The organism is Paraburkholderia tropica (assembly GCF_014171495.1).
Classification (GTDB): domain Bacteria; phylum Pseudomonadota; class Gammaproteobacteria; order Burkholderiales; family Burkholderiaceae; genus Paraburkholderia; species Paraburkholderia tropica.
The window spans coordinates 750777-769446 of sequence record NZ_CP049134.1; the positions used below are offsets into that span (position 1 = coordinate 750777).

At 66.5% G+C, this 18670-nt stretch carries 17 protein-coding genes; 11 read left to right on the forward strand and 6 right to left on the reverse strand.

Features of this window, described 5'->3' with window-relative positions:
• Positions 1–2: 2 nt before the first annotated feature.
• The 4 genes from urtB to G5S35_RS03320 all read right to left on the reverse strand — a co-directional run bounded on the left by urtB (position 3) and on the right by G5S35_RS03320 (position 4718).
• Positions 3–1655 (reverse strand): urea ABC transporter permease subunit UrtB, encoded by a 1653-nt coding sequence (gene urtB, locus G5S35_RS03305; protein ID WP_183038575.1) that lies wholly within the window; start codon positions 1653–1655, stop codon positions 3–5.
• Positions 1656–1804: 149 nt separating this feature from the next.
• On the reverse strand, positions 1805–3109 hold the full coding sequence (gene urtA, locus G5S35_RS03310; RefSeq protein WP_065057300.1) for an urea ABC transporter substrate-binding protein: 1305 nt from the start codon (positions 3107–3109) through the stop codon (positions 1805–1807).
• A 534-nt stretch (positions 3110–3643) separates the two neighbouring features.
• Positions 3644–3967, reverse strand: a complete 324-nt coding sequence (locus G5S35_RS03315; RefSeq protein WP_065057301.1) for a rhodanese-like domain-containing protein — start codon at positions 3965–3967, stop codon at positions 3644–3646.
• A 97-nt stretch (positions 3968–4064) separates the two neighbouring features.
• Positions 4065–4718: a protein-L-isoaspartate O-methyltransferase family protein gene (locus G5S35_RS03320; RefSeq protein WP_065057302.1), complete on the reverse strand. Its 654-nt coding sequence runs from the start codon at positions 4716–4718 to the stop codon at positions 4065–4067.
• A 319-nt stretch (positions 4719–5037) separates the two neighbouring features.
• On the opposite strand from G5S35_RS03320, the gene G5S35_RS03325 reads away from it, so the two are divergent.
• From G5S35_RS03325 to G5S35_RS03360, 8 genes are all read left to right on the forward strand, one after another.
• Positions 5038–6153: a LacI family DNA-binding transcriptional regulator gene (locus G5S35_RS03325; RefSeq protein WP_183038576.1), complete on the forward strand. Its 1116-nt coding sequence runs from the start codon at positions 5038–5040 to the stop codon at positions 6151–6153.
• A gap of 147 nt (positions 6154–6300) precedes the next feature.
• Positions 6301–7788 (forward strand): sugar ABC transporter ATP-binding protein, encoded by a 1488-nt coding sequence (locus G5S35_RS03330; RefSeq protein WP_074984650.1) that lies wholly within the window; start codon positions 6301–6303, stop codon positions 7786–7788.
• Positions 7769–8797, forward strand: coding sequence for an ABC transporter permease (locus G5S35_RS03335; RefSeq protein ID WP_074984652.1), 1029 nt, complete (start codon positions 7769–7771; stop codon positions 8795–8797). The genes G5S35_RS03330 and G5S35_RS03335 overlap by 20 nt, the downstream gene beginning before the upstream one ends.
• A 104-nt stretch (positions 8798–8901) precedes the next feature.
• The gene (locus G5S35_RS03340; protein WP_074984655.1) at positions 8902–9882 is read left to right on the forward strand and encodes a substrate-binding domain-containing protein; all 981 of its coding nucleotides are present in this window, start codon (positions 8902–8904) and stop codon (positions 9880–9882) included.
• Between the two features lie 77 nt (positions 9883–9959).
• A complete protein-coding gene (locus G5S35_RS03345) occupies positions 9960–11009 on the forward strand; it encodes a sugar phosphate isomerase/epimerase family protein (protein WP_074984657.1) in 1050 nt (349 codons plus the stop codon).
• 31 nt (positions 11010–11040) lie between these two features.
• Positions 11041–12192, forward strand: a complete 1152-nt coding sequence (locus G5S35_RS03350) for a Gfo/Idh/MocA family protein (protein ID WP_237181333.1) — start codon at positions 11041–11043, stop codon at positions 12190–12192.
• Positions 12193–12374: 182 nt separating this feature from the next.
• Positions 12375–12722 carry a type II toxin-antitoxin system RelB/DinJ family antitoxin gene (locus G5S35_RS03355; protein ID WP_183038577.1) on the forward strand — a complete coding sequence of 116 codons (348 nt, stop codon included), beginning with the start codon at positions 12375–12377 and terminating at the stop codon, positions 12720–12722.
• The gene (locus G5S35_RS03360) at positions 12719–13006 is read left to right on the forward strand and encodes a type II toxin-antitoxin system RelE/ParE family toxin (RefSeq protein ID WP_065057309.1); all 288 of its coding nucleotides are present in this window, start codon (positions 12719–12721) and stop codon (positions 13004–13006) included. Before G5S35_RS03355 ends, G5S35_RS03360 begins: the two co-directional genes overlap by 4 nt.
• Positions 13007–13061: 55 nt before the next feature.
• Here G5S35_RS03360 and G5S35_RS03365 read toward each other — a convergent pair whose 3' ends face one another.
• Together G5S35_RS03365 and G5S35_RS03370 are read right to left on the reverse strand one after the other, a co-directional pair.
• Positions 13062–14261, reverse strand: coding sequence for an ABC transporter substrate-binding protein (locus tag G5S35_RS03365; RefSeq protein ID WP_080180712.1), 1200 nt, complete (start codon positions 14259–14261; stop codon positions 13062–13064).
• Between the two features lie 141 nt (positions 14262–14402).
• Positions 14403–15344, reverse strand: coding sequence for a CysB family HTH-type transcriptional regulator (locus G5S35_RS03370; RefSeq protein WP_065057310.1), 942 nt, complete (start codon positions 15342–15344; stop codon positions 14403–14405).
• A 224-nt stretch (positions 15345–15568) separates the two neighbouring features.
• Here G5S35_RS03370 and G5S35_RS03375 point away from each other — a divergent pair, with 224 nt between their 5' ends.
• Genes G5S35_RS03375 through G5S35_RS03385 form a run of 3 tightly spaced genes read left to right on the forward strand, consistent with a single transcriptional unit; the run spans position 15569 to position 18608 of the window.
• On the forward strand, positions 15569–17248 hold the full coding sequence (locus G5S35_RS03375) for a nitrite/sulfite reductase (RefSeq protein ID WP_183038578.1): 1680 nt from the start codon (positions 15569–15571) through the stop codon (positions 17246–17248).
• Positions 17249–17277: 29 nt separating this feature from the next.
• The gene (locus G5S35_RS03380) at positions 17278–17847 is read left to right on the forward strand and encodes a DUF934 domain-containing protein (protein ID WP_183038579.1); all 570 of its coding nucleotides are present in this window, start codon (positions 17278–17280) and stop codon (positions 17845–17847) included.
• Positions 17844–18608 (forward strand): phosphoadenylyl-sulfate reductase, encoded by a 765-nt coding sequence (locus G5S35_RS03385; protein ID WP_065057313.1) that lies wholly within the window; start codon positions 17844–17846, stop codon positions 18606–18608. The genes G5S35_RS03380 and G5S35_RS03385 overlap by 4 nt, the downstream gene beginning before the upstream one ends.
• Positions 18609–18670 lie beyond the last annotated feature (62 nt).

Consider the following 18670-nt stretch of genomic DNA (forward strand, 5'->3'; position numbering starts at 1 on the left):
GGTCAAGCCTCCGCGCTGCGGCCCTTGAGGGCGAACAGGCCCTGCGGACGCTTCTGGATGAACAGCACGATCAGCACGAGCACGGCGATCTTCGCGAGCACCGCGCCCCAGAACGGCTCGATGGCCTTCGAGACGAGCCCGAGCCCGAAGCCGCCGATCACCGTACCGGCGATCTGGCCCACGCCGCCGAGCACCACGGCCATGAACGAGTCGATGATGTAGCTCTGGCCGAGGTCCGGGCCGACATTGCCGATCTGCGAGAGCGCGCAGCCGCCGAGTCCGGCGATGCCCGCGCCGAAAGCGAACGCCCATGCATCGACGCGCGCGGTGCGCACGCCCACGCAGGCGGCCATGCGGCGATTCTGCGTGACGGCACGCACGAACAGGCCGAGGCGCGTTTTCGTCAGCACGGTCCACGCGATGCCGACCACGATCAGCGCGAAGGCGAGAATCGCGAGGCGGTTGTACGGCAGGATCAGGTTCTGCATCACGGTCACGCCGCCGCTCATCCACGCGGGGTTTTCGACCTGCACGTTCTGCGCGCCGAAGATCATGCGCGTGGCCTGAATCAGGATCAGGCTGATGCCGAAGGTGGTGAGCAGCGTTTCGAGCGGGCGGCCATACAGATGGCGGATCACGAGGCGCTCGATCACCGCGCCCACGAGCGCGGCGGCGACGAACGAGGCCGGAATCGCCAGCAGCGGATACCAGTCGAACGCGCCCGGCGCGTAGCGCTGGAACAGCGTCTGCACGACATAGGTGGCGTACGCGCCGATCATCAGAAACTCGCCGTGCGCCATGTTGATCACGCCGATCAGACCGTACGTGATCGCGAGGCCGAGCGCCGCGAGCAGCAGCACGCTGCCAAGCGAGAGACCCGCGAACAGCGTGCCCGCGATTTCGCTGCGGCGCTGGATCGAGTCGAGCGCGTCGATGCCTTGCTGCGCGACGGCGCGCACATCGGCGTCGGGTTCGTTGAATGCGCCGCTCGCGTTCTTCGCGACGAGCGGGCGCAGCAGTTCGTACATGTCGAGATCGTGGCGCGCCGCGACGAGCCTGGTCGCTTCGAGGCGCGTGGCCGCGTTCGGGTCGCGCAGCGCGGTCATCGCCCAGAGCGTGTCGAGGCGGCGCTTGAGCGCGGCGTCGGTTTCCTTCGCGCGGGCGGCGTCGATCATCGGCTTCATCGACGGATCGGGATTCTTCAGCAGCTCGGCGATGGCCGCGCGGCGCGTTGCCAGATCGGGCGACGCGAGTTGCAGGCCCGAGACCGCGCCGGCCACTTTCGAGCGCAGCAGATTGTTCAGCGTGATGGGCTGCGCACTCGACGAGACGTCGGCGGCGACCGGTTTGCCGGTGGCGGCGTCGCGCGCGGCGTCGCCGTCGGTGACGAGCACTTCGCCGGCGTCGGTGGCGCTCACGTTGTCCTCGGCGAGCGCCTTGAGCAGCGCGAGCGAGGCGGCGTCGTGGAGGGCAATGAGTTTGTCGACGGCGGCGGACTTGGCGTCGAAGTCGTCGCCGCCGAGCGGGGCGACGTCGGCGGCTTCAAGCGCGTGCGCGGCGGTCGTGAAGGTGGCGAACAGCGTCATGCACAGCGTGACGCTGGCAATCGCGCGCCGCAAGCCCAGGCGGGCGTACCTCGGGAATGAGAGAGCCATGATGAGGTCTTTATGATGCGGGCCGCCGCGTCGCGCGAACGCGGGCGCAAGCGGCGGCCCGTGGGCAGAACGCGCGCGGCGCTCAGAGTGCGCCGCGCGTGGCTTGCATGACGTGCATGGCGCGCAGGATGGCCGTGCGATCGCGACGATCAGGCCGTGCGCGAACGGCGCAGGAAGTTCGGCAGCACGTCCTGCGTGACCACATCCGGCTTGCCTTCGTTGCCGGCGATATACGGGCTCCACGGCTGCGCGCGGATCGCGGTCTTGGTGCGCCACACGACGTTGAACTGACCGTCGCCGCGAATCTCGCCGATCATCACCGGCTTGTGCAGGTGATGGTTGCCGTCCATCGTCAGCGTGAAGCCCGAGGGCGCCGCCACGGTCTGGCCGATCATCGCCGTGCGCACCTTGTCGACGTCGGTGCTCTTCGCTTTTTCGACGGCCTGCTTCCACATGTGGATGCCGACGAAGGTCGCTTCCATCGGATCGTTGGTGACGCGCTTGCTGCCGCCCGGCAGATTGTTCGCCTTCACCCACGCCTCGAACTGCTCCTTGAACTTCGTGTTCTGCGCGCCCTTCACCGACATGAAGTAATTCCACGCCGCGAGGTGGCCGACGAGCGGCTTGGTGTCGATGCCGCGCAGTTCTTCCTCGCCCACCGAGAACGCGACAACGGGCACGTCGGTCGCCTTGATGCCCTGGTTGCCGAGTTCCTTGTAGAACGGCACGTTCGAGTCGCCGTTGATGGTCGAGACGACGGTGGTCTTGCCGCCCTGCGAGAAGGTCTTGATGTTCGCGACGATGGTCTGATAGTCGCTATGACCGAACGGCGTGTAGACCTCCTGAATATCGGCGTCCTGCACGCCCTTCGAGTGCAGGAAGGCGCGCAGGATCTTGTTGGTCGTGCGCGGATACACATAGTCGGTGCCGAGCAGGAAGAAACGCTTCGCGCCGCCGCCTTCCGCGCTCATCAGATATTCCACGGCGGGAAGCGCCTGCTGGTTCGGCGCGGCGCCCGTGTAGAACACGTTGCGCGACATTTCCTCGCCTTCGTACTGCACCGGGTAGTAGAGCAGGCCGTTCAGCTCCTCGAACACCGGCAGCACCGACTTGCGCGACACCGAGGTCCAGCAGCCGAACACGCATGCGACCTTGTCCTGCGTGAGCAGCTGGCGGGCCTTCTCGGCGAACAGCGGCCAGTTCGATGCGGGGTCCACGACCACGGGCTGAATCTGACGCCCCATCACGCCGCCGTTCTTGTTGATGTCGGCGATCGTCATCAACGCGGTGTCCTTGAGCGACGTCTCCGAGATCGCCATCGTGCCCGAGAGCGAATGCAGGATGCCGACCTTGATCGGCCCGCTGCCCGTGTCGGCATGCGCGAACGGCACGCGCCCCGCTACGGCGAGCGCGCCCGACATCGTCCCGAGTTTCAACAGACTGCGACGTTTCATGTAGATGCCCCTATGGGTGAAGTCGTGGGTCTCGGCGCGTCTGATTACGCGCCCCCGTTGGTGTGTCCAGCCTTGCGGGGTTGTTACTGCAAAGGCTATGCCAGCGCGCGTGAGAAGCGCGATGCGCGTGCCGTCGACGCGTGCCGAGCGCGGGGCGGGCTTCCGGCGAAGCAAGACGAGACGGACGTACGCGAACGCGACGTGCGGCGGGCGGGCGAATCTGGTGCAGCGGGACGCATGTTCGGGCGCGCTGCATCGTTGCAGTGCGCGCGTGCATGAAAGCCGATGATCGTCGCGGTGCATGCGTCGCGCGCAGTGCATGACGATGCGATCAGGTGCATGCGGGGTGCATGCGGCAGGCGGAGAAGTCGGCGCGCGCGCTACATCGTTGTGCAAGCACGCATTCCGATCGAAGTGCGACGAGGCGCTGCACGCATGAATGCGAAGCGCGCAGAAATGCGAAAGGGCGCGGTGTGAACCGCGCCCTTCGACGAAGACATCCTCTTGACCGGTGATGGACCGGTCTTGCCGCAATCAGTACGTCGGCACCTTCGGATCGACCTGACGCGACCACGCGTCGATGCCGCCTTGCAGGTTAAACACTTGCGTGTGGCCGCGCGATTCGAGGAACATCGCGACCTGGGCGCTGCGCGCGCCGTGATGGCAGATGCAGACGATCTGCGCGTCGTCGTCGAGTTCTTCGCTGCGCGCGGGGATCTGCGCCATCGGAATCGAGATGCTGCCGTCGATCTTCGCGGTCTCGATTTCCCACGGCTCGCGCACGTCGAGCAGGACGGGCGCCGGGCGCGCGGAGTCGGCGAGCCATTCGGCGAGGGCGGGGGCGGTCAGGATCTGCATGGAAGACTCAGTCGGAGAAAGCGGAGAAAAACGGAAGATAAACGTAACACAGGGACGTAATGCAGGGCGCGGGCCGCACACGCGGCCCGGCGACCACTTAGAACTTGAAGCGCGACGGCTGCACGGCGTTTTGCAGCGGTTCGACGTAGGTTTCGAACACGCCCGCGATGCGGTACTGCTTCTCGTCCATACGCGTGATGATCTGCATTTCCATGACCGGCGCGCTGCCGACGAACGCCGCCAGACGGCCGCCCACCTTGAGCTGCTCGAGCAGTTCCTGCGGCACGACCGGCAGGCCGCCCGAGACGCAGATCACGTCGTACGGCGCGTTCGCGGCCCAGCCGCGTGCCGCGTCGCCGACCGCGACTTCGGCGTTCAGCACGCCGTTCTTCACGAAGTTGGCGCGCGCGAATTCGGCCAGTTCCGTGTCGATTTCTACCGTCAGCACCTGTTGTGCGCGGTGCGCGAGCAGGGCGGCCATGTAGCCCGAACCGGCGCCGATTTCGAGCACGCTCTCGTGCTTTTTCACCGCGAGTTCCTGCAGCACGCGCGCTTCGACGCGCGGCGCGAGCATGTGCTGACCATTGGGCAGCGGCAGTTCCAGGTCGGCGAACGCGATATCGACATAGGCCGCGGGGACGAAATGCTCACGCTTGACGATCGAGAGCAGATTCAGCACGTCCTGGTCGAGCACTTCCCAGGGGCGAATCTGCTGTTCGATCATGTTGAAACGCGCTTGTTCGATGTTCATGGTGACTCGGCGTTATGGTTCGGTTCGAAGTTCGGGCGATACGTAAGGGGGACTGGCGGGGACTGGCTGTCCTGGCGGCCGCGTGCCGCTGCGGACGCCCCGAAAAACGGTGCCAGGCAATCGCGAGATTGTACCAAAGGCCTTTGCGGCGGCGTCCGCCCGCCGGCAGCGCGGGGCCGGCGCGGGATCAGTATTTGTCCTGGCTTCGTGCGCCTTGAAGTTTCGCCGTTCGCGAACCAAGAATGTAATCGATTACATTACCGACGCGCCCGCGCGGCCATCTTCGACAGCCTCGACCCTGCCACCGATCGCCTTTTTCATGACGACCACCGCCCAGCCGCACGCCTCACAAGCCGATCCGGCGGCGTCAGCCGAAGCGGACGAGGCCGCGGCGCAGGCCGCCGCCGCCGGCGGCGACGCGCGCGGCGGCTCCATCGCGGCAGTGGCGCGGCGCGTGGGCGTCTCGGTGGCCACGGTGTCGCGTGTGCTCAACGGCCACACCAACGTGCGGCCCGCCACGCGCGCACGTGTGCTCGCCGAGGTCGAAACGAGCGGCTATCGCGTCAACGAGCTGGCGCGCAACCTGCGCACGGCGGAAAGCCGACTGCTGCTGACGATGGTGCCGGACTTCGGCAATCCGTTTTACGCCGAGATCGTGCGCGGCATCGACAGCGTCGCGCGCCAGCACGGCTATTTCATGCTGCTCTGCGACACGGGCGCCGACGCGGGCCGCGAGCGCAGTTACTTCGACCTGCTGCGCCGCCATCGCGCGGACGGCGCTATCTGCCTCGATCCGGCCACGGTGCAGCAGGCCAACCGCGCCGCCGCGCACGAACCGGCGCTGCCGTGGGTCGCGTGCTGCGAGTTCGATCCGGCCGCGGGCGTGCCTTACGTGGGCATCGACAATTTCGGGGCGGCGCGCGACGCGGTGCGCCATCTGATCGCGCGCGGGCGGCGGCGCATCGCGCTGATCAATTCCGACGATCACTATCTGTATGCGCAGCAGCGCCGCGACGGCTACCTCGCCGCGCTCGCCGAAGCGGGCATCGAGGCGCGCGAAGCGTGGCGCGTGAACCTGAACTGTCTGGATTACGACGCGGGCGCGCAGGCCGCCGCCGCGCTCATGGCGCAACGCGGCGGCGCGCGCGCGGCGAAGCCGGACGCGATTTTCGCGGTTTCGGACACGCTCGCGGTGGGCGTCGTCAATGGTTTGCGCGGCAGCGGCTGGGCGGTGCCCGACGACGTCGCCGTGGTCGGTTTCGACGACATCGCGCTGGCCGCGCAGATCGATCCGCCGCTCACGACCATCGCGCAGCCGATGCGCGAACTCGGCGAAACGGCCGCGCGTCTGCTGCTGAAGCGGCTCGCCGATCCGCGCGCGAGCGTGCCGGGCGTGCTGTTGCCGCATCGGCTGGTGGTGCGGCGCAGCGCCTGAACGCGCGGGGTCGGCTGAACATGCTGGATCGCAGGACAAACGCTTATTAGCAGGGGAGACCAGCGAGAGAAGGCGGGCAGCGCCGCACGGCTTGTCGACGTGCACGCGGCCCGCCGGACCCCGCGCGAACCGGAGGAGCGAGCGGCCATGAGCGTCGCCGTGCGATTCAACGATATCCGCAAGGACTTTGGCCCCGTGCGCGTGCTGCACGGCGTGAGCTTCGACCTCGCGCCGGGCCGCATTCACGGACTGCTGGGCGAGAACGGCGCGGGCAAATCCACGCTGATGAAAATCCTCGCGGGCTACGAGCGCCCGAGCGCGGGCGAGATGCTCGTCGACGGCCGCGCCTGCCAGTTCGACGGTTCGCGCGCCGCCGAAGCCGCGGGCATCGTGCTGATCCATCAGGAGTTCAATCTCGCCGAGCATCTGACGATCGCGCAGAACATCTTTCTGGGCCACGAAAAGAAGCGCGGCCTCTTTGTCGACGACACGGCGATGCGCCGCGAAGCGCGCGCGCTGCTCGCCCAGGTCGGGCTCGAACGGCATCCCGACACGCTCGTGCGCGAGCTGATCGTCGCCGAAAAGCAGCTCGTGGAAATCGCCAAGGCGCTCGCGCGCCGCGCGCGCCTGCTCATCATGGACGAACCCACGGCCACGCTCACGCCCAGCGAAACCGCGCGCCTGTTCACGCTGATGACGAAGCTGCGCGCGGACGGCGCGACGATCGTCTACATCTCGCACAAGCTCGACGAAGTGGAGCGCATCACCGACGACGTGATCGTGATGCGCGACGGCCGCTTCGTGGCCGCGAGCGCGACAGCGGGCCTCGCGCGTCAGCAGATGGCCAACCTGATGGTGGGCCGCGACGTCTCCGACATGTTTCCCGACAAGCGCCTCGTCGCCGCCGACGCGCCCGTCGCGTTGCGGGTGCGCGGCCTCGCCGTGCCGGGCTGGGTCGAGGACCTGAGCTTCGAGGTGCGCGCGGGCGAGATTCTCGGCTTCGCGGGACTCGTGGGCGCGGGGCGCAGCGAAGCCTTCGAGGCGCTCGTCGGGCTGCGCCGCAAGCTGGCGGGCGAGGTGGAGATCGGCGGGCGGGCGGTGACGCTCAAGCATCCGCGCGACGCCATGCGCCACGGCCTCACGTATCTGAGCGAGGACCGCAAGGGCAAAGGCCTGCATCTGAATCTGAACCTCCAGGACAACCTCACGCTGATGACGCTCGAACGCTACGGCCATCCGCTGCTCGACCTGAAGGCCGCGCGCGGCGCGCTCGAAACGGCGGTGCGCGAATTCGGCATTCGCACCGGCGACTTGTCGAGCCGCGCGCGCATGCTCTCGGGCGGCAATCAGCAGAAGCTCGCGCTCGCCAAATTCCTGCAGCCCGATCCGCGCGTGATCGTGCTCGACGAACCCACGCGCGGCGTCGATATCGGCGCGAAACGCGACATCTATTTCCTGATCGAGCGGCTCGCGGCCTCGGGACGCGCGGTGGTGGTGATTTCGTCGGAGCTGATCGAGTTGATCGGCCTCGCGCATCGCGTCGCGGTGATGCGCGCGGGGCGGCTCGTCGCCACGCTCGGCCGCGACCATCTGAACGAAGAGGAGCTGATCGCCCATGCAACCGGCACCCACTGAAGCGGCGAGCGCCCAGGCGCGCACGCGGCGCTTCGTCGTGCGGCTCGCGCACCGGCTCGCGGGCGTGGGGCCGCTGATCGGCCTCGTCGCGCTGTGCGTGGTCGGCACGCTGCTTAACCGCGACTTCGCGACCGTCGACAATCTGCTCAACGTGCTCACGCGCACGTCGTTCATCGGCATCATCGCGGTGGGCATGACCTTCGTGATCATCTCGGGCGGTATCGATCTTTCCGTGGGCTCGATGGCGGCGCTGATCGCGGGCGTGATGATCTGGGTGATGAACGCGCTCGCGGCGGGCGTGAACAGCCACGCGTTCGCGCCGCTCGCCATCATTGCGATCGGCATGGCGATCGCGCTCGTGCTGGGCGCGCTGTTCGGTCTCGCGCACGGGCTGCTCATCACGCGCGGACGCATCGAGCCGTTCATCGTCACGCTCGGCACGCTGGGCATTTTCCGCTCGGTGCTCACGTGGCTCGCCGACGGCGGCGCGCTCACGCTGCAAAACAATCTCGTCGATCTCTACGGTCCCGTGTATTACGCGAGCCTCTTCGGCGTGCCGGTGCCCGTGTGGGTGTTCGCGCTGATGGCGGCGGGCGGCGCGCTGGTGCTCAACCGCACGGCGTTCGGGCGGCACGTGCAGGCGATCGGCTCGAACGAACAGGTCGCGCGTTATGCGGCGATTCGCGTCGATCGCGTGAAGTGCGCGACCTATGTGCTGCTCGGCGTGTGCGTGGGCGTGGCGACGGTGCTCTACGTGCCGCGTCTGGGCTCGGCCACGCCGACCACCGGCATCTTGTGGGAACTCGAAGCGATCGCGGCCGTGGTGGTGGGCGGCACGGCGCTCAAGGGCGGCGAAGGACGCGTGGCGGGCACCGTGGTGGGCGCGATCCTGCTCTCGGTGATCGCGAACATTCTGAATCTCACGAGCATCATCAGCGTGTATCTGAACGCGGCGGTGCAGGGCGTGGCGATCATTGCCGTGGCCTTCCTGCAACGCGGCAGGCGGTAGTCGTGTGAGCGCTATTGTGTTCGGATAGCGAAATAATAGTCGGTGCAAGGCGTGGTCAAAGGACGGGCGTGCGCGCCCGCACAACAATCATCGGAGACGGCATCATGAAGAATACGATTCGTGCGATGTGGACGGGCGCGCTGACGCTCGGCGTGGCGGCGATGTTCGCTTCGCCTTTCACGGCAAGCCCGGCGCACGCCGAGGACAAGGTCACGCTCGGCGTCGCCATTCCCACGGCCGATCACGGCTTCACGGGCGGCATCGTCTGGTGGGCCAACGAGGCGAAGAAAGAGCTGGAGAAGGCGCATCCGGACCTGAAAGTCATCGTCAAGACGGCGGCCAACGCGCCCGATCAGGCGAACCAGTTGCAGGACCTTGTGACCGTCAACAAGATCAACGCGCTGGTGATCTTCCCGTTTGAATCGGCCTCGCTCACGCAGCCGGTCGCGCAGGTCAAGAAGAAGGGCGTGTACGTGACGGTGGTCGATCGCGGCCTGACCGACAAGAGCGCGCAGGACGCCTACGTGGCCGGCGACAACACCGCGTTCGGCCGCATTCCCGCCGAGTATCTCGCGAAGCAGTTGAACGGCAAGGGCAACATCGTCGCGCTGCGCGGCATTCCGACCACGCTCGACAACGAGCGCTGGAACGCCTTTACGGCGGTGCTGAAGAACTATCCGGACATGAAGATTCTCGACGCGAAGTACGCGAACTGGAATCGCGACGACGCCTTCAAGACCATGCAGGACTTCCTGACGCGCTTCAAGCACATCGACGCCGTCTGGGCCGCCGACGACGACATGGCCGTGGGCGTGCTCAAGGCGATCGATCAGGCCAAACGCAGCGACATCAAGATCGTGTTCGGCGGTGCGGGCTCGAAGGACATGGTCAAGCGCGTGATGGACGGCGATCCGCTGATTCAGGCCGACGTGTCGTATTCGCCGAAGTTCATCTACGACGCGATCAAGCTCACGGCCGAGGCGCGGCTCGCGGGCAACGCGCTGCCGCCCACGACGATCATTCCTTCGGTGCTGATCACGAAGGAGAACGCCAAACAGTTCTATTTCCCGGATTCGCCGTTCTGAGCGCGGCGCATCACGCTGGCCTGCATCGTTCGTCAACCGCCGCCGCGCCGCGGTGGCTTTGCTGAGGACTCGGACCGATGAAAACCCTCAAGGGTCCGGCGATCTTTCTCGCCCAGTTTCTAGGTGAGGAAGCGCCGTTCGACAGCTTCGCGCACATGGCGCAATGGGCCGCGCAACTGGGCTACAAAGGCATTCAGGTGCCGACCGATGCGCGCCTGATCGATCTCGAACAGGCGGCCGCGAGCCCGGCGTATTGCGACGATCTGCGCCAGACCGCCGACGACGCGGGGATCGCGATCACCGAGTTGTCGACGCATCTGCAAGGTCAGCTCGTGGCCGTGCATCCCGCGTACGACGCGCTGTTCGACGGCTTCGCCGCGCCGCACGTGCGCGGCAATCGCGAGGCGCGCACGGCGTGGGCCATCGAGCAGCTGAAGCTCGCCGCGCGCGCGTCGCGCAACCTGGGCTTGAGCGCGCACGTGACGTTTTCGGGCGCGCTCGCGTGGCCTTATGTGTATCCGTGGCCGCAGCGTCCGCCCGGTCTCGTCGAGGCCGCGTTCGACGAACTCGCGCGTCGCTGGCGGCCGATTCTCGATGCATTCGACGCAGCGGGCGTGGACGTCTGCTACGAACTGCATCCGGGCGAGGATCTGCACGACGGCGTGACTTTCGAGCGTTTTCTGGCCGCCGTGGACGATCATCCGCGCGCGAACATTCTCTACGACCCGAGCCATTTCGTGCTCCAGCAGCTCGATTACCTCGCGTTCATCGACCTCTATCACGCGCGCATCAAGGCCTTTCACGTGAAGGACGCGGAATTCCGGCCCACGGGGCGGCAGGGCGTGTACGGCGGCTATAGCGATTGGGTCGAGCGCGCGGGGCGTTTCCGTTCGCCCGGCGACGGGCAGATCGACTTCGGCGCGATTTTCTCGAAGCTCACGCAGTACGATTTTCCGGGCTGGGCGGTGCTCGAATGGGAATGCGCGCTCAAGCATCCGCACGACGGCGCGCGCGAGGGCGCGGAGTTCATCAAGCGGCATCTGATCCGCGTGGCCGAGCATGCGTTCGACGACTTCGCGGGCAGCGGCGTGGACGACGCGCAACTCAAAAGCGTGCTGGGCCTCTGATACGCAGTGACGCACAACGCGGAGCACGACGATGACACGCAGACTGAAACTCGGCATGGTGGGCGGCGGCGAGGGCGCGTTCATCGGCGCGGTGCATCGGATCGCCGCACGCCTCGACGACGATTTCGAACTGGTGGCGGGCGCGTTGTCGTCCGATGCGGCACGCGCGCAGTCGAGCGCCGACGCCATCGGCCTCGCGCGCAGTTACGCCGACTGGCGCGAGATGGCGCGCGAAGAAGGCGTGCGCGCGGACGGCATCGACGCGGTCGCGATCGTCACGCCCAATCATCTGCACGCGCCGGTGGCGCATGCGTTCATGGCGGCGGGCATCCACGTGATCTGCGATAAGCCGCTGGCCGTCTCGCTCGACGAAGGGCGCGCGATCGCCCAGCACGCGCGCGACGCGAACGTGGTGTTCGCGCTCACGCACACGTATTCCGGGTATCCGCTCGTGCGCCATGCGCGAGAAATGGTGGCGGCGGGCGAACTGGGCGAGGTGCGCGTCGTGCAGGTGGAGTACGCGCAGGACTGGCTCGCGCATCCGATCGAGCAGGGCGGCGCGGACGGCCGCAATCGTCAGGCGAGCTGGCGCACCGATCCGGCGCTGGCGGGTCCGGCGGGTTGTCTCGGCGATATCGGCACGCACGCGTATCAGCTGGCGGCGTTTGTCAGCGGCATGGAGCCGGTGGCGGTCGCGGCGGAGTTGCATACCTTCGTGCCCGGACGGCGTATCGACGATCACGTGCAGGCGATGCTGCGTTACGCGAACGGCGCGCGCGGCATGCTGTGGGCGAGCCAGGTCGCGAGCGGCGCGGAGAATGCGTTGCGTTTGCGCGTCTTTGGCGCGAAGGCCGGGCTCGCGTTCGATCAGGAAGCGCCAAACGAACTGTGGTTCACGCCGCAGGGCGGCGAGGCGCAGCGGCTCACGCGCGGACGGGTGACGGGCGCGGCCGCCGCGCACGCGACGCGCGTGCCGCCGGGGCATCCGGAAGGGTATCTGGAAGCGTTCGCGCAGCTTTATCGCGATGCGGCGGCGCAGATTCGTGCGCGCGACATGGGCGTGCCGCCGCCGCCCGAAAGTACGTTGCTCACGACCGTCGACGATGGCGTGGCCGGGCTGCGTTTTATCGAAGCGGTGCTGGCCAGCAGTGACGCCGATGGCGCCTGGCGCGCGCTGGGTTGAGGGTTGGGGCGAGCGCCGACGGTCGCGGGCAGCGCGCTGCGTTAGCCATTCGGATGAATGGCGCGGATTTCCGGACGCGACAAAACTTGCAGTGTGTTTAACGCACTTCAAGGATGCTCATGTCTAATGTAATACAGTTGAATTACAATGCGGCTTCGATCACCACGCGAGGGAGTGAGGCGATGGGCGCAAGCGCATTGGTACAGGTCCGCATCGACCCGGCGTTGAAAGAACGCGCCACGGCGGTGCTGGAAAAGATGGGACTCACGGTGTCGGACGCGGTGCGCATCCTGCTCACGCGGGTGGCGAACGAGGGCGCGCTGCCCGTCGGCTTCGCGGTCGATCCGGCCACGCACGACGCGTGGCTCCGCGCGAAAGTGCTGGAAGCGCTGGAAGACGCGCGCCCGGCCGTGGAGGCGGACGCGGTCGAGGCGCATTTCGCGAAGCGGCGCGCGGCGGCGGCGAGGCACGTGGACGAGGCCGAGCCGGCGGCTCCGAAGCTGAACCCCGTTCGCAAGCGCAAAAATTGAAACTCGAATGGTCGCCGCTCGCGCTGGCCGACCGCGAAGCGATATTCGACTTCAACGAGACACGCGGCGCGCATGCAGCCGTGAGCGTGGACGAGTGCATCGCCTCCGCGGTCCGTCGGCTGCGCCTCTATCCGGAGATCGGCCGTCGTGGCCGGGTAAGCGGCACGCGCGAACTGGTCGTGCATGGCGCGCCGTTCGTCATCGCTTACCGTGTCGAACGGCAAACGCTCACGGTGCTACGCGTGCTGCACGGCGCGCGGCGCTGGCCTGCCGAGCTGGATTAGCACGCGCTGCGCCGACTCACTGCTCGAACTCACTGCGCGAACTCACTGCGCGAACTCACTGCGCCAGATACACGAACTTGCCGCCGCGTATCGTGCCCATCACGCTCGCGCGCTGGTCCAGTCCAACGTGGTCCTTCTCGCTCGTGTTGACCACGCCGTTGGGCACGACCAGTTCGTGCGCGTGCTCCAGTTCGCTGCGCAGCGCCACGCGGAACGCCTCGGTGCCGGGCTGCGCGGTCTTGAGCGCGCGCGTTACGGCGTCCGCGAGGCGCGGATACACGCCGGCCGCGTCGCCCGCGAACTGCGTGACGGTGCCAGGACCGTATTTGACCTCATAGGCGTCCACGAAGGCGAGCGCCGCTTTCTGCGCGGGCTGATCGGCAGGCAGCGTGCGCGCCACCACCACGGGCTGCGTCGGGAACAGCGTGCCTTCCACATCCTTGCCGCCGAGCTTGATGAACTCGGGCGTGGCGATGCCGTGCGTCTGATAGATCGCGCCCTTGTACCCGCGCTCGACCAGCGTGCGCTGCGGCAGTACGGTCGGCGTGCCCGCGCCCGCGATCAGCACGGCATCCGGTTTCGCGGCGATCAGCTTGAGGATCTGGCCGGTCACGCTCGCGTCGGTGCGGTTGAAGCGCTCGGTCGCCACGATCTGAAGGTTGCGCTCCTTCGCGAACTTCGTGAACGCGTTGAGCCAGCTGTCGCCGTAGCTGTCGGCGAAACCGATGAAGCCCACCGTCTTCACGCCGTGCGCGGACATGTAGCGCGTCATCACGTCGGCCATGGCGGCGTCGGTCTGCGCCATCTTGAACGCCCAGGTGCGCGCGCCCTGCTGCGGCTCGACCACCGAGGCCGAGCCGACCAGCGTGATCATCGGCGTCTTGCTTTCGGCCACGGCGTCGAGCGCCGCGAGCGCGGCGGGCGTGATGTTCGGCCCGACGATCACGTCCACATGGTCCTCGTTGACCAGTTTGCGGATGTTGCGCACCGCCGCGCCCGGGTCGGAGCCGTCGTCGAGCACGATGTAATCGGCTTTCTGGCCCGCGATCGTCGGGGGCCACATCAGCATGGCGTTCTTGCTGGTGATGCCGATGGCGGCGGCGGGGCCGGTGCTCGACAGGTCGATGCCTACCTTGAGGTCGGCGTGGGCGGCGGGGGCGGCAACGCCCAGCGCGACGGCGGCGGCGAGCGCCAGCGGACGAAGGGCAGGGCGCAAGCCCGGATTCGGAAGATGCAGACGCAGATACGACTTCATGCAGCGGTCTCCAGGAAGGAAAAAAGCGAGAAGCGTTCTATCTAGTTAGTTGTGGGTGAATCTGCGGGTGAATCCGCGCGGTTGAATGCGGCACGCGCCGTCCGCTTACAGTTCGCATTACAGCGCGCATTACAGCGCGTATTACAGCTCGTACGTCTCGTGCTCGCCCTTGAGCGCCTGTTCGATCAGCTTGCGGTTCAGGCTCGGCGAAAGCAGCTCGACGAGCGTATACACATAACTGCGCAGATACGCGCCCTGCTTGAGCGCCACGCGCGTCACGTTGCTGCCGAACAGATGCCCCACCGGCACGGCGCGCAGATGGCGGTCGCGTTCCGCGTTGAAGGCGATATCGGCCATGATCCCCACGCCGAGGCCCAGTTCCACATAGGTCTTGATCACGTCCGCGTCGATGGCTTCGAGCACGATATCGGGCGAGAGTCCGCGCAGGCGGAACGCCTCGTTGATCTTGGTGCGGCCCGCAAACGCGTTGTCGTAGGTAATCAGCGGAAATTGGGCCAGATCGTCGAGCGAGAGCGGCTTGCGTTCCAGCAACGGATGATCGGGTAGCATCACGGCCACGTGATGCCAGGTGAAGCAGGGCAGCGAGACCAGTTCCTTATAGTTGGAGATGGCCTCGGTGGCGATCGCCAGATCGGCCTGGTCGTGCAGCACCATTTCGGCGACCTGGGTCGGGCTGCCTTGCAGAATCGAAAGGTGGACCTTGGGGAAGCGCCGCTTGAACTCGGCGATGGCGGCCGGCAGCGAGTAGCGCGCCTGCGTATGCGTGGCCGCGATCACCAGATTGCCTTGATCCTGGGCCGCGTAGTCCTTACCTACGCGCTTGAGGCTCTCCACTTCCTGAAGGATGCGCTCCACGGAGGCGAGGATGATGCGGCCGGGTTCCGTGAGCGAGCGCACGCGCTTGCCGTGGCGTGTGAAGATTTCGACCCCTAATTCATCCTCGAGCTCGATGATCGCCTTCGAGACGCCGGGCTGGCTGGTATACAGGGCCTTCGCGGCTTCCGTGAGGTTGAAATTCTGGCGCACGGCCTCGCGTACGAAGCGGAACTGGTGCAGGTTCATATATAACCCCTTGGCATATCAACCTGATTTTTGAATCGTTTGAAATATAAGGCGAGTTTATTACCATTTCCCCAACTTTTCCAATATGGATATCTGTTTTGGTCATTAGCAAATGACCGGCGAGTTGAAGGCGCCGGTCGGGCTGGAACAGAAATAGCGAAGTCGAAGTCGGAGAACGCGGCGTAACCGGAACGCCGCGATTGATACAACCCTGGGGTCCCCGAATGTACCAATACGATCAGTACGACCAGACCATCGTCGACGAGCGCGTCGCGCAATACAGCGACCAGGTTCGCCGCCGCCTGTCGGGCGAATTGAGCGAAGAAGAGTTCCGTCCGCTGCGTCTGCAGAACGGCCTGTACTACCAGCGCCATGCCTACATGCATCGCATCGCGATTCCGTACGGCAATCTGCGCAGCGACCAGATGCGCATGCTCGGCACCATCGCGCGCGAGCACGACCGCGGTTACGGCCACTTCTCGACGCGCTCGAACATCCAGTACAACTGGATCAAGCTCGAAGAAACGCCCGAAATCCTGCGCAAGCTCGCGTCGGTCCAGATGCACGGCATCCAGACCTCGGGTAACTGCATCCGCAATATCACCGCCGACCAGTTCGCGGGCGTCGCGCCCGACGAAGTCATCGATCCGCGCCCGTGGGCCGAGATCATGCGTCAGTGGTCGACGTTCCACCCCGAATTCGCGTGGCTGCCGCGCAAGTTCAAGATCGCCGTCTCGGGTTCGAAGGAAGACCGCGCCGCCGTGCAGATCCACGATCTGGGCGTCTACCTCGACCGCAACGAGCAGGGCGAAGTCGTCGCGAGCATTCTCGCGGGCGGCGGCCTCGGCCGTACGCCGATCATCGGCGCGATCATCAAGCGCGACCTGCCGTGGCAGCATCTGCTGACCTACTGCGAAGCCGTGCTGCGCGTGTACAACCGCTACGGCCGCCGCGACAACCTCTACAAGGCGCGTATCAAGATTCTCGTGAAGGCGCTTTCGCCCGAGAAGTTCGCGCAGCAAGTGGAAGAAGAGTGGCAGCACCTGAAGGACGGCCCGTCGACGATCACGCAGGCCGAAGTGGACCGCGTGTCGCAATACTTCGCGCCGCCGGCCTACGAAAAGCTGACCGACACCGACACCTCGTACGAAAAGCATCTGCTCGAAAACCGCGCGTTCGCGCGCTGGGTCGAGCGCAACGTGCGTCCGCACCGCGTGCCGGGCTACGCTTCGGTCACGCTCTCGCTCAAGCCGCAGGGCATCGCCCCGGGCGACGCGACCGACGTGCAGATGGAAGCCGTGGCCGACTGGGCCGACGCTTACTCGTTCGGCCAGGTGCGCGTCTCGCACGAGCAGAACCTGATTCTCGCGGACGTGAAAAAGCAGGACCTGTTCGGGCTGTGGGAAAAGGCGAAGGCAGTTGGTTTCGCGACGGCCAACGTCGGCCTGCTGACCGACATCATCGCGTGCCCGGGCGGCGACTTCTGCTCGCTCGCGAACGCCAAGTCGCTGCCGATCGCCGAAGCGATCCAGCAACGTTTCAGCGACCTCGATTTCGTCTACGACCTCGGCGACGTCTCGCTCAACATCTCGGGCTGCATGAACTCGTGCGGTCACCACCACGTCGGCAACATCGGCATTCTGGGCGTCGATAAAGACGGCTCGGAGTGGTATCAGGTGTCGCTCGGCGGCGAGCAGGGCAACGGCGCCAACGGCGCACGCCTTGGCCGCGTGATCGGCCCGTCGTTCTCGGCGGAAGAGATGCCCGACGTGATGCAGAAGGTGATCGACACGTTCGTCGAACTGCGCATCGACGGCGAGCGTTTCATCGACACCTACGACCGCCTCGGCATCGCGCCCTTCAAGGAGCGCGTGTACGCCTCGCGCCAGACGGCGCACGCCTGAGCCGCACGCAACGAATCGAGAGTTAAGCAATGGCATTGATCATCAAGAACCGCGAGATCGTCGAAGACAACTGGCAGGTCGTGCGTGCCGCCGAAGACGGCGCGCTGCCCGACGTGGCCGCGCTGCCCGACGTGGCCGCGCTGCCGGCCGGCAAGGTGCTGGTCCCGTTCGCGTACTGGCAGGCCAACCGCGACGCGCTGGCCGCGCGCGGCAAGGACGAACTGGGCGTGTGGCTCGCGCCGGACAGCGAACCGGCTGACGTGGTCGCCGACTTCGACAAGATCGCGCTGATCGCAATCGACTTCCCGGTGTTCCGCGACGGCCGCGGCTATTCGATCGCGCGTCTGTTGCGCGAGCGTTATGGCTACAAGGGCGAGATTCGCGCGATCGGCGACGTGCTGCGCGACCAGCTGCGCTTCTACGAGCGCTGCGGCTTCGACGCCTACGCGCTACGCGCCGACAAGGACATCCACGACGCGCTGAAGGCGTTCACGGAATTCACGGTGCAGTACCAGGGCGCGTTCGACGAACCGTCGCCGCTGTTCCGCCGCCGCGCGGCACAAGCGGCACAAGCGGCCGAATCGGGCGCGGCAGCATGAGCACCGCCCCTACCGCAGCCAGCGAGATCACGGCTGACCTGCAGGCGAAGATCGAGCGGCTCGATGCGCTGCTCGACTCGATCGCCGCGCGTCACGCCGACGTCAAGCTAGCCAGCAGCCTCGCCGCCGAAGACATGCTGCTCACGCACGCGATCCTGTCGCGCGGCGTGAAGATCGGCATCTTCTCGCTGAACACGGGCCGCCTGCACGCCGAAACGCTCGGCATGCTCGACGCGGTGCGCGAGCGCTACGGTTACGCGATCGAGCAGTTCCATCCGCAGCAGGACGCGGTGGACGAATATGTCGCGCAGCACGGCCTGAACGCGTTCTACGAGAGCGTCGATCTGCGCAAGCGCTGCTGCGAAATTCGCAAGGTCGAGCCGCTCAACCGCGCGCTGTCGGGCGTGTCGGCGTGGGTCACGGGCCAGCGCCGCGAGCAGTCGGTCACGCGCGCCGAGCTGCACGAGGAAGAACGCGACGAAGCGCGCAACATCGACAAGTTCAATCCGCTCGCGGACTGGACCGAAGCCGATGTCTGGGATTACCTGCGCGCCTTCGCGGTGCCGGTGAATCCGCTGCATGCGCGCGGCTATCCGAGCATCGGCTGCGAACCCTGCACGCGTGCGATCCGTCCCGGCGAAGACAGCCGCGCGGGCCGCTGGTGGTGGGAGTCGCGCGATACGAAGGAATGCGGGCTGCACATCACGTCGGTGTCCGCGATTCCGGTGGTGGCGGTGTCGCCGATCGGCCAGGCGAGCTAAGATTGAAGTTTTCGCGCCGCTTTCGACGTTTTAACGAACGCCGAACGGCAGCGAAGTCGAAT

What these genes read in the sequence shown, in the direction of transcription:
- G5S35_RS03320 (WP_065057302.1), bottom strand. Translation starts at nt 4,718, where the DNA reads ATGAACATCGAACAAGCGCGTTTCAACATGATCGAACAGCAGATTCGC.
- G5S35_RS03335 (WP_074984652.1), top strand. Translation starts at nt 7,769, where the DNA reads ATGCAACCGGCACCCACTGAAGCGGCGAGCGCCCAGGCGCGCACGCGG.
- G5S35_RS03325 (WP_183038576.1), top strand. Translation starts at nt 5,038, where the DNA reads ATGACGACCACCGCCCAGCCGCACGCCTCACAAGCCGATCCGGCGGCG.
- G5S35_RS03315 (WP_065057301.1), bottom strand. Translation starts at nt 3,967, where the DNA reads ATGCAGATCCTGACCGCCCCCGCCCTCGCCGAATGGCTCGCCGACTCC.
- G5S35_RS03340 (WP_074984655.1), top strand. Translation starts at nt 8,902, where the DNA reads ATGAAGAATACGATTCGTGCGATGTGGACGGGCGCGCTGACGCTCGGC.
- G5S35_RS03370 (WP_065057310.1), bottom strand. Translation starts at nt 15,344, where the DNA reads ATGAACCTGCACCAGTTCCGCTTCGTACGCGAGGCCGTGCGCCAGAAT.
- G5S35_RS03350 (WP_237181333.1), top strand. Translation starts at nt 11,041, where the DNA reads ATGACACGCAGACTGAAACTCGGCATGGTGGGCGGCGGCGAGGGCGCG.
- G5S35_RS03375 (WP_183038578.1), top strand. Translation starts at nt 15,569, where the DNA reads ATGTACCAATACGATCAGTACGACCAGACCATCGTCGACGAGCGCGTC.
- G5S35_RS03385 (WP_065057313.1), top strand. Translation starts at nt 17,844, where the DNA reads ATGAGCACCGCCCCTACCGCAGCCAGCGAGATCACGGCTGACCTGCAG.
- urtB (WP_183038575.1), bottom strand. Translation starts at nt 1,655, where the DNA reads ATGGCTCTCTCATTCCCGAGGTACGCCCGCCTGGGCTTGCGGCGCGCG.
- G5S35_RS03365 (WP_080180712.1), bottom strand. Translation starts at nt 14,261, where the DNA reads ATGAAGTCGTATCTGCGTCTGCATCTTCCGAATCCGGGCTTGCGCCCT.
- G5S35_RS03330 (WP_074984650.1), top strand. Translation starts at nt 6,301, where the DNA reads ATGAGCGTCGCCGTGCGATTCAACGATATCCGCAAGGACTTTGGCCCC.
- G5S35_RS03355 (WP_183038577.1), top strand. Translation starts at nt 12,375, where the DNA reads ATGGGCGCAAGCGCATTGGTACAGGTCCGCATCGACCCGGCGTTGAAA.
- G5S35_RS03345 (WP_074984657.1), top strand. Translation starts at nt 9,960, where the DNA reads ATGAAAACCCTCAAGGGTCCGGCGATCTTTCTCGCCCAGTTTCTAGGT.
- G5S35_RS03380 (WP_183038579.1), top strand. Translation starts at nt 17,278, where the DNA reads ATGGCATTGATCATCAAGAACCGCGAGATCGTCGAAGACAACTGGCAG.
- urtA (WP_065057300.1), bottom strand. Translation starts at nt 3,109, where the DNA reads ATGAAACGTCGCAGTCTGTTGAAACTCGGGACGATGTCGGGCGCGCTC.